This window comes from Micromonospora sp. NBRC 110037 (assembly GCF_001652995.1).
In the GTDB taxonomy this organism is placed as follows: domain Bacteria; phylum Actinomycetota; class Actinomycetes; order Mycobacteriales; family Micromonosporaceae; genus Micromonospora; species Micromonospora chalcea.
Map to the genome: position 1 here is coordinate 15703 of NZ_BBVA01000018.1, position 13740 is coordinate 29442.

Sequence of the window (13740 nt, forward strand, 5' to 3'; positions counted from 1 at the left end):
GGGCCTGGTAACCCGAGCGCAACCTCTCTACCCTGATCGATAGACGCCGTATCGTGTCGACCGGGGAGCAGCGCGTGATCATTGACGGTTGGGGGTCAGGCGCACTACCCGTGGAACGGTCGTGTCGCCGTGACCTCTGAGCGGCCCGCGCTGCCGGGCCCGCCCTATTTCTTCCTCAGCTACGTCCCCCCGCCGACGCACAACGACCGCACCCCGGGCGACCACTGGGTCCGCCGCTTCTACCACGATCTCAACCTGGCCATCGACGGCCGGCCCGGCGACCGGTTACGCCGGCAGGGTTTCGCCGACTTCATCGTGCGGCCGCCGGAGGACCGGACGGAACGAAAACGCACCGCGCTCGCCGAGGCCGAGGTGTTCGTGCCGCTGTACTCGCCGGACTATCTCAACCGGGACGACTCGCGCCGGGAACGGGAGTGGTTCCGGCAACGGCTGATCCGGGCCGGCCGCCCGCCCGACGGCGACAACATCCTCCCGGTCCTGTGGATCCCGTCGCCCGCCGCCGTCCACGCGCCCGACCAGGCCCGGGCGGTGGCGATGGCCGCCGACGTGGACGCGTACGCCGCCAACGGGATGAGCGCGCTCTGCCGGCTGCAGAAGTTCCAGCACGCCTACAAGGAGGTGCTGGGCCGGCTCGCGCAGCACATCGTCGACACCGCCGAGCAGACCCCGCTGCAGGCGGCCGAGCCGCCGACCGGCCCGACCGACCTGCCGTCGTCGCCGACCAGCGAGGTGCCGTTCCGGGCGGTGGTGATCGCGCCCGAGCAACCGCACGAGCCGGGCCGGCTCAACGGACGATCCGACACGCACGCCGGCCGGTGGCGCCCGTTCCACGGCCGGCCTCCCGTGGTCGACGACGTGACCGACGCGGTGCAGCGGCTGCGGATGCCGATCGACGTCCGCGACTTCGTACCCGATGCCGGGCTGTTCCGGGGCTGCCCGGGCGTACTCATGATCGATCCTCGGGTGGTCGAGACGCCGGACGGTGCGGAGGCCGTCCGCGCGGCCGCCGCCTCGCTGCACCGCTGGGTGGGCGTCGTGGTCATCATCGAGGACCCGGCACCCGGCCGTCGCTCCCAGGCGACGGTGCTGCTCGACCGGGCCATCGCGATCTTTCCGGCCGCGGCACGCCCCCTGGCGATCACCACGTACGACGACTGGCGGGCCGGGATCCACGGCCTGGTCGACCGGATGCGCCGCCGCTACCTGGAGGCGCGACCGGCCTACCCGCCGCCGGGACGGCCGATCAGCAAACCCCGGCTCTGGGAGAACCCGCCGCCCGACGAGGGAGTGGACACATGACCCGACGCGAGGGACAGGTCGTCACCTTCTACTCCTACAAGGGCGGCACCGGCCGGACGATGGCGCTGGCCAACGTCGCCTGGATCCTCGCCGCCAACGGCAAGCGGGTGCTCGCCGTCGACTGGGACCTGGAGTCCCCCGGCCTGTCGCGCTTCTTCGCGCCGTTCATCGACCGGGACGCGCTGGAGAGCACCGGCGGGGTGATCGACCTGATCCGCGAGTACGAGTGGGCGACCACCACCAAGCAGGACAAGGGCGACGACCGCTGGCACGAGCAGTACGCCCGCGTGCACAAGTATTCGTTCTCGCTGAACTGGTCCAACTTCCCCGGTGACGGGACGCTGGACTTCCTCGGCGCCGGCCAGCAGAACAACGACTACGCGGGCGCGCTCGCCGGGATGAACTGGGACGAGTTCTACGAGCGGCAGGGCGGCGGCTACTTCTTCGACGCGCTGCGCGCCGACATGAAACGCAACTACGACTACGTGCTCATCGACAGCCGCACCGGTTTCTCCGACGTCGCCGACATCTGCACCATCCAACTGCCGGACGTGCTGGTCACCTGCTTCACCCTCAGCGAGCAGGGCATCACCGGCGCGGCGAAGGTGGCGCGGCTGGTCGAGCACCGCTACGGGTCGCGACGGATCCGGGTGCTGCCCGTGCCGATGCGGATCGACCCGGCGGAGAAGGTCAAGGCGGACACCGGTCGGGCGGTGGCCCGGCAGCGCTTCAGCGGGCTGCCGAGCGGGATGAGCGAGGCCGACCGGGACCGGTACTGGGCCCGGATGCAGGTGCCCTACCAGGCGTTCTACGCGTACGAGGAGCTGCTCGCCACGTTCGCCGACCAACCAGGAGTCAACGGGTCGCTGCTGTCCGCGTACGAGGTGCTGGCCCGGGAGATCACCCGGGGCGAGGTGGAGTCGCTGCCGCCGATGAGCAGCGCGGTACGCGAGCGGGTGAACGCCCGGTTCACCCGTACCTCCACGTCGGTGGAGAGCGAGATCGTGCTCCGGCACGCCCCGTACGACCGGGTGTGGGCGGAGTGGATCGGCCACCTGCTGGTCTCGGCCGACGTCCGGGTGACCGACCCGTGGTTCACCGACGACGAGGTGCCCCGGACCGCCCGGGAGCTGATCATCGTCTCCGAGTCCAACGCCAACGAGGAGGCGGTGCTCGCCGCGCCGGACCGCTCGCCCGACCAGGTGCCGCTCGTCGTCTACGTGGCGGACGTACGGCGCCTGGCGAACGTGCCCGCGGCGCACACCGTCTCGGTGGCCGGCCTGGAGGCGCGGACCGCCGCCGCGCGGATCCTGCGCCTGGTCGGCCGCGAGGGGGTGCCGGCCGACCTGGAGCTGCCCACCGGTCCCCGGTTCCCCGGCCGGGACAACACCGTGTTCGAGGTGCCGGGCCGCAACAAGCGCTTCACCGGCCGCGAGGCGGACCTGCGCGAGCTGCGGACGCTGCTGCGCAGCAGCCCGAAGGTGGTGCTCTCCGGCACCGGGCCGGTGGCGTTGCAGGGCATGGGCGGCATCGGCAAGAGCCAGCTCGCGCTGGAGTACGCCCACCGTTACCGCGCCGCGTACGACATGGTGTGGTGGATCGACGCCGACCAGGTGCCGTTCATCGAGTCCGCAATCGGTGATCTCGCGCCCTACCTGGGCGTGCCGTCGTCGGAGTCGAACCGGGAGAACGCCCGTCTGGTGCTCCAGGCGCTGCGGCGCACCGACCTGCGCTGGTTGCTGATCATGGACAACGCGGACGAGATCGAGGGTGTGCTGCCGTACGTGCCGGACGGCAAGGGCCACGTCCTGATCACGTCCCGGAACCTCCAGTGGGTCGAGCGGGCCACCACCGTCCAGGTCGACGTGTTCAAGCGCGCGGAGAGCATCCAGCACCTCACCGAGCGGGTGCCGAACATGCGCGTCGACCAGGCCGACCGGATCGCCGCCCTGCTCGGCGACCTGCCGATCGCTGTCACCGCCGCCGCGGCCTGGCTCGCCGACACCGGCCACTCCGTCGACAGCTACCTCACCGAGATCGCCAAGTTCGGTCCGGGCGCGGTGATGGAGCCGAACAGCAACGTCTCGGTGGAGGCCACCTGGGAGCTGTCGCTCAACCACCTGCGCACCCGCAACCCGGCGGCCTACCGGGTGCTGCAACTCTGCTCGGTGTTCGCGCCGGAGATCTCCGCCGACCTGGTCTACAGCGACGAGTTCGCCGAAGCGCTGGTGCCGTTCCACCCGCAGGCCAAGGAGCGGCTGGTCCGCCAGCAACTGGTGCAGCAGGCCAACCGGCTCGCCCTGGTGCGGGTCGACCTGCGGGCCGAGAACCCGGCGGGCGGTGAGCGGGGCCGGGGCGGCCTGGTGCTCATGCACCGCCTGCTCCAGCACGCCGTCCGGTCCCGGATGACGGAGGCGGAACTCGACGAGGCCCGCCGGCAGGTCCACCTCGTGCTCGCCGCCGCCCGGCCCGAGGGCGAGGTGGACGACCCCGACGGGTGGCCGCGGTTCCGGGTCATCTGGCCGCACCTGGAGGCGTCCAAGGCGCCGCTGAGCAGCAAGGTTGAGGTGCGGGCGCTGATGATCGACCGGGTCCGCTACCTCCAGTTGCGCGGCGACCTGGAGACCGGCCGGCGGCTCGGGCAGGAGGTCGCGCAGACCTGGGAGCAGATGCTCGCCGAGGAGACCGACCCGCGGGCTCGCGACGACCTGCGCCGGCAGTTGCTGCACCTCCAGTTCAACCTCGCCAACATCCTCGCCTTCCTCGGCCAGTTCACCGAGTCCCGGGCGCTGGACGAGGAGGTGCTGGCAGCCCAACGGGAACTGCTCGGCGAGGACCACCCGCACACGCTGATGACCGCCGGCGGGCTCGCCCGCGACCTGCGCGGCATGGGCATGTACAACGAGGCGCTGCGTCTCGACGAGATCACGTTCAACGCGTGGAAGCGGAACTTCACCGAGGAGCACCCGCGTACGCTCGCCGCGCTCAACAACCTCGCCAGCACCCAGCGCCTGATGGGCGACTTCCGGGAGGCCCGCAAGAACGACGAGATGGTGCTGGCCGGGCGCCGCGCGATCCTCGGGGAGAACCACCCGGACACGCTCGCCTCCTCCGCGTACGTCGGCATCGACATGCGCGACGCCGGCGACTTCGAGCAGTCGGTCACCCGCCTGCGCAGCGTCCACCGGGAACTGCTGAACACGGCCGGAGCCGAACACCTGATCACCCTGCGGACGCAGACGAACCTGGCGGTGTCGCTGCGCGCGGCCGGGCACGCGGTCGAGGCGGGCAAGCTCCTCGAAGCCGCCTACGAGCTGCTGAACGAGCGGTTCGGGCCGGACAACCCGGAGACGCTCACCTGCCGGCTGAGCCTGTCGATCAACCTGCTCACCGTCGACCTGTTCCAGCGCGCCAGCCGGGAACTGACCGAGGTGCACCGCATCTACCAGCGCAACCTCGGCCCGGCGCACCCGCTGACGCTGGTCTGCATGGTCAACCTCGCCATGGTGGCCCGCCGCGCCGGGGACTTCGCCGAGGCCCGGCAGCTCGCCGGCCGGTCCGCCGACGCGCTCGCCGGCGTGCTGGGCAGCGGGCACCCGTACCCGCTCTCCGGCTGGATGAACCAGGGCATCTGCATCGCCGAACAGCCCGACCCGCCGGAAGGTCGGGAGGCCGCCGACGTGGAGGCGCTGAGCCTGCTGCGGCGCGCGTACGACGGGTTGGTCCGGATCCTCGGCCGCGACCACACGAACACGCTGCGCTGCCAGGCGAACCTGGTGGTGATGCAGGAGCGGGTGGAGAGCGGCCGGCGCGCGGAGCTGGAGGCGGTCACCCGTGAGCTGACCTACCGGCTGGGCGAGAACCACCCGGCCGTCGAGGCCGTCCGGGAGAGCCGGTTGCAGCGGCGCATCATCGACCCGCATCCGATCTGACGGTGGCCCGCTCCACCGGGTCGGCCAGCCAGGCGAGGATCTCCGGCAGCACCTCGACCGCGCCGAAGTGCGCGCTGCGCGGCTGCACGTGCAGTTGCGCGCCGGGGATCTGCTCGGCCAGCCACCGGGTGTGGCTGGCCGGGGCGAAGTTGTCGTCGGCGCCGTGCCAGAGCCGGACCGGCATCCGGATCTCGGCCAGCGTGACGCCCCAGTCGGCGCGCAGCGCCAGCACGTCGTCGATCCAGCCGTCCGGCCCCTGGCGCAGCGCCTCGGCGTAGGCGTCGGTGAGCTGTCGGCGGATCGGCACCCCGGCCACCACCCGGCGGTCGGCCTCGGTCATCTGCTCGACCAGCAGCGCGAGCAGCGAGCCCGGATCGTCCATCGTGCGCTCGGCCCGCAGCCGCAACTGCTCGGCGAGCACCGGCACGGCGCGCTCGGCGGCACCGTAGTCACGGACGTTGGCGTCGGTCATGCCGCCGAACCAGTCCAGCCCGGCCGCCCCCGCCGGGGCGAGACCGACCAGGACGGCGGTACGCCGTACCCGCTCCGGCAGCAGCGCGGCGCAGGCCAGGGCGTGCGGGCCGCCGCCGGACCGGCCGACCACCGAGAACCCGTCCAGGCCCAGGTCGTCGGCGATGGCCGCGACGTCGGCGGCGGCGTCCGCGACCCGGCGGCCGGGCAGCCGGCTGGAACCGCCGTAACCCGGCCGGTCGTAGGAGATCAGGCGTACGCCGAGGCGGTGGAGCACGATCGAGCGTGGTCGTGGACCGTTCCGGCTGCCGGGTGTGCCGTGCATCAGGAACACGGGCCAGCCGCGTTCCGCCCCGGCGATGTCGACCGCCAGATCCCTCCTTCCTGTTCGGACGATGTGCTCTCGATGCCGGGGCGAGTGTGCCAATCGGGGCCTCCGAACGGGTGGTGGCGGTACGGGTGGCGTGGTCAGACCGCCTCGGCGGCCGGGACCTGGTCGGGCTGGTCGGGCTGGTCGGTGAGGTCGGTCGCTGCGAGGACGCGCAGCGTGTCGAGGGCGGACACCAGCGAGACCTCGGCCGGCGCCCGGTCGTGCGCCCGCAGGTAGTCCACGAGCAGCCGGCACAGGCTCGCCTCGTCGAGGAACTCGTCCGGCAGCCGGTGCGTCAGCAGCTCGGCCATCGTCCGGGGCGGTATCTTCCGCCAGGCCAGGTCGCCGTACTCGGTCAACGCCATGAGCAGCCACAGCGCGGTGCGGTTGTCGACCCGCGCGGCCGCGAACTGCTCGGCCATCTCGGCCGAGACCACGCCGTCCTCCAGCGGCAGCTCCGCGAGCCGCCCCTCGATGTCGGTGAGCACCTCCCGCACCCGGGCCACGTACCGCTGCGGCAGCCGGTCGAGCCCGTGCCGCAGGATGAGCGCGTGCAGGACCGCGTGGTCGTCGGTCGTGCCGAGCGAGTCGACCAGCTCGGGGAACTCGTCGATCAGGTACGGACACGAGATGATCAGCTCCGGCGGCGCTGTCGGTGAGCTGGGCAAGCGGCTCAGCGCCACCCGGGTCAGCCCGCACACCACCTCGCGTGGCAACTGCGCGCCGTCCTCGGCGAGGCATTCCAGCAGGACCGTGGCGCTCGTGCTGGACACCGCCTCCGGGAACTCGACGGCACGCGCCCACAGTCGCCGGTAACTGCGCTCGTCGTACAGGATCAGCTGGTGCAGTGACGGCACCGGCCAGCGGCGGGTGGCCAGCTCCACCAGGTCGGCGTGGAACCGGCCCGCCTCGAAGCTGGTCGGCGCCTGGCCGCGCCACGTCCGCGCGCCGGCCTGCAACTGGCCGTAGGTGGTGACGTCGCCGAGCAGCCGGGCCTCCTCGGCCGCCACGTTCACCTTCTCCCCCCGCCGTTCCCGCCGCAGCCCGGCGACGATCCGGCCGTCGGCGTCCCGGCGCAGCCAACTGATCATCGCGAGTTGGCCCTTCTCGTCCAGGCCCGCCCGCCACAGCCGCACCGTGGACACCCAGGTCTCGTCGTCCATCAGGTCGCTGTGGCGCACCCCGTCCGGTGACACGAGCGCGGCCAGCGCGACCAGGTTCGCGGTGTACGCGGCGAGCAACCGCACCGGGTCGTACGGCGCGGGCCGGTAGCCGTCCACACCGGCCAGGTTGGTCCGCTGCCGGGCCTCGGCCAGCAGTCCGGCGACCGTCTCCACGATCGCGTCCCGGTCCCGTGGGTGCCGGAAGGCGAGTTCCCGCGCGAAGCCCACCACCGCCTCCCGCTTGACCAGCGGCTGGTGCGAGAGAAGCGCCCGGAACTGGCCGGTGTCCAGCTGATAGCCGAACCCGGCCGGGCTGAGGGTGCGCCGCCGCAGCTCGGCCAGACTCCGCAGCGCCCCGATGACGTACTCGGCGATCAGGAAGTCGCCGATGGTGGTGTGCAGGAACTCGTACGTGCGCCGGGCGTCCTCGCCCTGCACGTCGTCCGGGCCGTACACGACGAAGAAGGCGGCGGTGACCAGTTGCTCCGGGCCGAGCACGTCGCCGAGTTCGAACCGGGAGCCGTCGCCGGCCCCGGGCCCGAAACAGTCGAGGTCGGCGCGGAGCGCGGCCCGGTTCACCAGTTCCCGGTTGCGGTTGAACATGGCGAACGCGGTGATCGCGAGATCGCGCCGCAGTTGGTGTTCGCGGGCCTCCCGCTCGTGCGTCGGGAGGGCGGTCGGCGCCTTCTCGCTCACCTGCCGTCTGATGAACGCGGTGAGCAGGCCGGTGAACAGGTCGGACGATGACATGGCGCCGGGACGGCGGTCGGCCCAGTGCTCGTTGTAGTAGATGGCGAGCAGTGTGAGCAGCAAGGGCTGGCGGGCCAGCTCGCCGTGCCACAGCAGCTCGCGGGCGGAGAGCCGACGGTAGCCGGGCCGGTCCTCGTTTGCCGCGTTGACGGCGGCCAACCAGGCCGTCACCTGGGCGTCGGTCAGGTCTTCCAGCCGCACCAGCGCGGTGCCCTGCGGCACGCTGGCGCGGTCCATCACCAGCATCCGGGACGTGATGATCGGGATGACGGAGTAGCCCAGGTCCCACTGGGTCTCCTGGAACTCGGCCACCCGGTCGATGTACTGGGAGTGGGCGGTGCCGGTGACCTGGACGAGTTCGTCGAACCCGTCGAAGATCACCACCACCGTGGTGTGCTCGGTGGCCCGGCGCAGGTCCGCCCAGCGGATGCGCTCGTCCATCACCTGCTCGATCGCTGCTTCGATCTGCTCGGTCGGCGACGAGTCCCCGGACATCCGGCGCAGCGGCACCACTATCGCGGTGAACCGGCTCGCCGGCAGCCGGGCCGCGATGACCCGGGTCAGCAACGTCTTGCCGGCGCCCGGCTGACCGAGGAGCAGCAGCGGACGGTGCAGGCTCGCCGGATCGGTCAGGTATTCGGAGAGGAAACCGACCAGGTCGCCCCGGCGCGGCTGGTCGTCCCACCAGGCATCACGCTCCGGGGACGTGTGCTTGCCGTACTCGGCGGCCCGGAAGTCCGGACTGATGAACCCCTCCTCCACCGTGGGCAGACGCAGGTGGAAGTCGACGTCCTTGATCCGCAGCAGCGGCTGCCGGAACACCGCGGCCAGCGAGCCGGTGAGCCGGTCGAGCGACTCCCGGAGCAGGTCGGGGCGGTCGGCCGGGGCCGGGCCGGACAGCTCGGCGAGATTGCGGTACAGCTGCGCCAGCGCGTCCAGCCGGGCCGAGACCTCGGTGGTCAGGTTCCGGTTGTCGATCAGGTTGTGCTCGATCGCCTGCCGGAGCATCCGGAACCCGAACTCGGGGAGGTCCGCGGCGAGCCGGTCGAAACGGTCCTCGTAGTGCCACATGGCCCGGCCCACCACCCGGGACCGCAGCGACGTGAGGTCGAGCCCGCGCCGCACCGACGGCCAGGCGGCGAGGCCCTCGCAGAACGCGATGGTGGCGTCGTAGAGCTTGACGTAGGCGGCCTCGACGTCGCGCCGGGTGTCGTCCATGCCGTGGACCGAGGACGGCAGCGGGAAGTATCCGCCGTCGATCTCCTTCGGCAGCGTGTGCTGGCGACGGTCGGCCGCCACCATGCCCACCTTTTCGGCGTCGGTCAGCTCCAGCCGGTCGAAACCTGGCCCGACCTCGTCCCGGAAACCGTCGAAGAACGCGGAGAGCGCCAGCACGGTATGGCTGGCCTCCAGCAGCTTGTAATACGATTTTCCGCCGGTCGTGCGGATGCGGCCGGCCTGGTTTCCGGTGGCGTCCCGGACGAGTTGCATGAGCGCGTTCTTCGGGCCGAGCAGAGCGAGCGCCGCGCCCTGGGTGAGCGCCCCGGCGCCGAGGATCCCCGCGCTGACGACCTTGTCGGTCTCGGTGATGCGCGTGCTGCCCGGGGCCAGCAGCTTCAACGCATCTCGATAGCTGAGGCTCGAACGGCGCGGCATGCCGCCCCTTCCGCTGCTGGCGATCGGGATTCTTCAAGGATAGAAACTTCAGTGACGGAAAGCTATCGATTCCGCACCGGGCGGCTGCTTTGCGACGACTTTTCCATTCATTCATCTCATTCATCTGCTATATGCGGCCAAGGCGTCGGACCCCTATGGTCGAGCGGTGGACGACACACGGGTACGGCAGGCGTACGGGGCGGTCGCGGAGCTCTACATCGAACTGTTCGGCAGCACCGCCGCGGTGCACCCGGACGACCTCGCCCTCATCGGGCGGCACCTGGCCGGCCGGACCGGCCCGGTGCTCGACCTCGGGTGCGGACCGGGGCACCTCACCGACCACCTCCGGTCGCGGGGCGTCGACGCCACCGGGATCGACATGGTTCCCGAGTTCGTCGCGCACGCGCGGGCCACCCATCCGGGCGGCGCGTACCGGCTCGGGTCGCTGCACGACCTCGCCGTCCCGGACCACTCCGTCGACGGCATCCTCGCCTGGTACTCGCTGATCCACCTCCCGCCACCGGATCTCGACGGCGTGCTGGCCGGGTTCCGGCGCGCGATCGTGCCCGGTGGACCGCTCGTGGTCGGCATCTTCGCCGGTGACGAGGTGAGCGCCTTCGACCACAAGGTCGCCACCGCGTACCGCTGGCCGGTGGACGAGTTCTCCGCGCGGCTGCGGCAGGCCGGGTTCGCCGAGGTCGAACGCCTGACACGCCTGTACGACGAGACCCACCGCACGCACGCCGCCGTCGCGGCCGTGGCGTCCGGCGCCTGAGCGCGCGCCGTCGTCGGCGCCGGGAAAATGGGCGCGAACGTCTGCCGTCCGCTGTGTCAGGATCGGCGTTCGGAGTTCGACGGCCGGAAGGACACCATGCCCGCGTACGCCATCGCCCACCTCCAGGACGCCGCCCCGCACCCGGACATCGCCGAGTACATCGAGCGTCTCCCGGCCACCCTCGCCCCGTACGGCGGCCGTTTCCTCGTGCACGCCACGCCGCACGAGGTGAAGGAGGGCGCCTGGCCGGGCGCGGTCGTGATGCTCGGCTTCCCGGGCATCGCCGAGGCGCGCGCGTGGTGGGACTCGCCCGCGTACCAGGAGATCGCGCCCCTGCGCTCCCGGCACATCGAGGGCGACATCATCCTGGTCGAGGGCGTCCCCGACGACTACTCACCGACCGGCATCGTGCAGGCGATCCGGGCGGCGCTGCCCTGAGCCGGACCGGCCGGCGCGCCCGTGACCTCGGCGTCGTCGTCGGAACGCTGCCCACCGGACGCCACAACGCGATCACCGACGTCCCCGGCGTCCTGGTGGGGCACACCACCGTGGACGACGGCGGCGACCTGCACACCGGCGTCACGGCGATCGTGCCGAGCGGGCTCGGCCCCGGACGGTGGACGCTGCCGGCGGCGGTGTTCTCCGGCAACGGGCACGGGAAACTCGTCGGCTCGACCCAGGTGGACGAACTCGGCGTACTGGAATCCCCGGTCGTGCTGACCGCGACGCTGTCCGTGTTCCGGGCGGCGGACGCGCTGCTCGGCTGGTTGATGGAGCGCCGGCCGGACGGGGTGTCGTTCAACCCCCTGGTCGGCGAGACGAACGACGGGCACCTGTCGGACATCCGCCGCCGCCCGATCACCGAGGCCCACGTCCGGGCCGCCATCGCGCAGGCGAGCGACGGGCCGCCCGCCGAGGGCTGCGTCGGTGCCGGCGCCGGCACCGCCGCGCTGGGCTTCAAGGGCGGCATCGGCACCTCGTCCCGGACCGTGCGAACCGCCGGCCGTACGGGGACTGTCGGCGCCCTGGTCCAGTCCAACTTCGGCGGCGTCCTCACCGTGCTCGGCGTGCCGATGCCGGCCGACGAACTGGTCCCCGCCGCCGACCGGGCCGAACCGCCCGGCAACTCGTGCATGATCGTGGTGGCCACCGACGTACCGCTGGACGCGCGCCAGCTCGGGCGGGTCGCCCGCCGGGCGGTGTTCGCCATAGCCCGGGTCGGCGCGTCCTTCAGCGGCACCAGCGGCGACTACGCGATCGGGTTCACCACGTCGGATCAGCAGCCGATCCCGGACGGGGAGATCGACCCGGTGTTCGCGGCCGCGCTGGACGCGGTCGAGGAGGCGCTGCTGAACTCGCTGTTCACCGCGGTCACCACCACGGGCGTGGGTGGCCGTACCAGTCACGCGGTTCCGCACCGGGCCGTGCTCGAGCGGCTGGCGGCGGCTGGCCGGCTGATTCCGGAATCACCGGCGGAAACGCGCTGATTGCTCGCCACCCGGCCCGCCCCGCCCAGCCGCGGCGGCTACGGTTGACGCTGCCGGAGGGTCCGGCCGAGGAGGCGTCGAACTGGCCGTGGACGGCTATGGCGTGCAGGTCACGCTTGTGTTCGTGTTGGTGCTGGTGAACGCGGTGTTCGCGGGCAGCGAGATGGCGTTGGTGTCGCTGCGGGAGAGCCAACTGCAGCGCCTGGAGCGGACCTCCCGGGGCGGCCGGGTGCTGGCGAAGCTGGCGCGGGATCCGAACCGCTTCCTGGCCACCATCCAGATCGGCATCACGCTGGCCGGTTTCCTCGCCTCGGCCGCCGCCGCGGTGTCCCTCGCGGCGCCGCTGGTGGGCCCGCTGGGATTCCTCGGGTCGGCCGCCGAGCCGGTCTCGGTCGTCGTCGTCACCATCATCCTGACCTTCGTCACGCTGGTGCTCGGCGAGCTGGCGCCGAAGCGGATCGCGATGCAGCGTGCCGAGGGCTGGGCGCTGCTGGTGGCCCGCCCGATCGACGCGCTGTCGACGTTCTCCCGCCCGGCGGTGTGGCTCCTGAGCAGGTCGAGCGACGCCGTCGTACGCCTGGCCGGCGGCGACCCCCGGGCGCGCCGGGAGGAGGTCACCACCGAGGAGCTGCGGGACATGGTCGCCGCGCAGCGCAACCTCACCCCGGAGCACCGCACGATCATCTCGGGCGCGTTCGAGGTGGCCGAGCGGATCCTGCGGGAGATCCTCGTCCCGCGCCGCGACGTCGTCACGTTGTCGGCGGATCTGTCCGCGCCGCAGGCGCTGCGCGAGCTGGGCAGGTCGGGGCAGACACGCGCCCCGGTCGTGGGTCGCGGCGGACTGGACGACACCGTCGGCGTGGTGCACATGCGGGACCTGCTCGACCAGGAAGGGCCGGTCGCCGACTACGCCAGCCCGGCGGTGTACCTGCCGGAGACGCTGAAGGTGACCGAGGCGATCCGGGAGCTGCGCGCCCAACGGCAGCAGTTCGCGCTCGTGGTCGACGAGCGCGGGTCCATCGACGGCATCGTCACGATGGAGGACCTGGTCGAGGAGATCGTCGGGGAGATCTACGACGAGACCGACCGGGACGTGCAGGCCGTCGTACGGGAGGCGGACGGCGCGCTGCTGATGCCCGGCGGGTTCCCGCTGCACGACCTGGTCGACGTGGGCATCGACCTCGACGAGGCCACCCTCGAAGCCGGGGACTACACGACGGTGGCCGGCCTGGTCCTGGCGCATCTCGGCCACATCCCGAAGACCCCCGGCGAGACGGTCGAGCTGCCCGGCCTGAGCGCCGAGGTGGCGGAGGTGACGGGCCGGGCCATCACCCGGGTACGCCTGCGGACGACGCCGACGCGCGACGAGCCGGACTCCTGAGTCCGGCCGTACTCGTCACCCCAGCTCGGCGTCGAAGCTCCGGCGGGCCTGCTCGATCTGGGGCAGGTACGCGTCGGCCCAGTCGAGCAGGACGTCGATCGGCGCACGCAGGGTCTTGCCCAGCCGCGTGATCCGGTACTCCACCGCGACCGGCCGGGTCGCCACCACGTGGCGTTCGACGATGCCGTTGCGTTCGAGCCGTCGCAGCGTCGCCGTGAGCGACTTCTGTGTCACCGCCGGGATCGCGCGGCGCAGCTCGTTGAAGCGACAAGGGCGTTCGCACAGCTCGTTGAGGACGCTCAGCGACCACTTGTCCAGCACCTGATCGAGCAGCTCGCGGTGCGGGGCGTCGATGCGCAGCTCGTCGGCGCGCGCGCCTGCGGTATCGCCCATGAAACCAGGTCTCCTTGAAGTGTCCTTCGTCAACTAGGTATC

Annotated in this window: 9 protein-coding genes; 6 read left to right on the forward strand and 3 right to left on the reverse strand. The window is 71.9% G+C overall.

Going from position 1 to position 13740, the window contains the following annotated elements:
• Positions 1 to 129: 129 nt before the first annotated feature.
• Together A4R25_RS29755 and fxsT are read left to right on the forward strand one after the other, a co-directional pair.
• On the forward strand, positions 130 to 1320 hold the full coding sequence (locus A4R25_RS29755) for a TIR-like protein FxsC (RefSeq protein WP_064448829.1): 1191 nt from the start codon (positions 130 to 132) through the stop codon (positions 1318 to 1320).
• Positions 1317 to 5252, forward strand: a complete 3936-nt coding sequence (gene fxsT / locus A4R25_RS29760; RefSeq protein WP_064448830.1) for an FxSxx-COOH system tetratricopeptide repeat protein — start codon at positions 1317 to 1319, stop codon at positions 5250 to 5252. The genes A4R25_RS29755 and fxsT overlap by 4 nt, the downstream gene beginning before the upstream one ends.
• On the opposite strand, the gene A4R25_RS29765 is transcribed toward fxsT, so the two are convergent.
• Together A4R25_RS29765 and A4R25_RS29770 are read right to left on the reverse strand one after the other, a co-directional pair.
• Positions 5230 to 6150, reverse strand: a complete 921-nt coding sequence (locus A4R25_RS29765) for an alpha/beta fold hydrolase (protein WP_064448831.1) — start codon at positions 6148 to 6150, stop codon at positions 5230 to 5232. The genes fxsT and A4R25_RS29765 overlap by 23 nt on opposite strands.
• Before the next feature lie 41 nt (positions 6151 to 6191).
• Positions 6192 to 9662, reverse strand: coding sequence for an AAA family ATPase (locus A4R25_RS29770; protein ID WP_064448832.1), 3471 nt, complete (start codon positions 9660 to 9662; stop codon positions 6192 to 6194).
• 166 nt (positions 9663 to 9828) lie between these two features.
• Here A4R25_RS29770 and A4R25_RS29775 point away from each other — a divergent pair, with 166 nt between their 5' ends.
• The 4 genes from A4R25_RS29775 (at position 9829) to A4R25_RS29790 (ending at position 13305) form a co-directional block, all read left to right on the forward strand.
• Positions 9829 to 10437: a class I SAM-dependent methyltransferase gene (locus tag A4R25_RS29775; RefSeq protein ID WP_064448833.1), complete on the forward strand. Its 609-nt coding sequence runs from the start codon at positions 9829 to 9831 to the stop codon at positions 10435 to 10437.
• Between the two features lie 96 nt (positions 10438 to 10533).
• Positions 10534 to 10875, forward strand: coding sequence for a DUF1330 domain-containing protein (locus A4R25_RS29780; protein ID WP_030499352.1), 342 nt, complete (start codon positions 10534 to 10536; stop codon positions 10873 to 10875).
• Positions 10876 to 10922: 47 nt separating this feature from the next.
• Positions 10923 to 11924 (forward strand): P1 family peptidase, encoded by a 1002-nt coding sequence (locus A4R25_RS29785; RefSeq protein WP_082931193.1) that lies wholly within the window; start codon positions 10923 to 10925, stop codon positions 11922 to 11924.
• 88 nt (positions 11925 to 12012) lie between these two features.
• Positions 12013 to 13305 carry a hemolysin family protein gene (locus A4R25_RS29790; RefSeq protein ID WP_064448835.1) on the forward strand — a complete coding sequence of 431 codons (1293 nt, stop codon included), beginning with the start codon at positions 12013 to 12015 and terminating at the stop codon, positions 13303 to 13305.
• Positions 13306 to 13320: 15 nt separating this feature from the next.
• Here A4R25_RS29790 and A4R25_RS29795 read toward each other — a convergent pair whose 3' ends face one another.
• On the reverse strand, positions 13321 to 13698 hold the full coding sequence (locus A4R25_RS29795; protein WP_043327792.1) for a helix-turn-helix domain-containing protein: 378 nt from the start codon (positions 13696 to 13698) through the stop codon (positions 13321 to 13323).
• Between the last annotated feature and the right edge of the window lie 42 nt (positions 13699 to 13740).

Bases quoted from the DNA above. Each gene is read 5' to 3' on its own strand.
- fxsT (WP_064448830.1), top strand. From the start codon at position 1,317: ATGACCCGACGCGAGGGACAGGTCGTCACCTTCTACTCCTACAAGGGC.
- A4R25_RS29770 (WP_064448832.1), bottom strand. From the start codon at position 9,662: ATGCCGCGCCGTTCGAGCCTCAGCTATCGAGATGCGTTGAAGCTGCTG.
- A4R25_RS29780 (WP_030499352.1), top strand. From the start codon at position 10,534: ATGCCCGCGTACGCCATCGCCCACCTCCAGGACGCCGCCCCGCACCCG.
- A4R25_RS29795 (WP_043327792.1), bottom strand. From the start codon at position 13,698: ATGGGCGATACCGCAGGCGCGCGCGCCGACGAGCTGCGCATCGACGCC.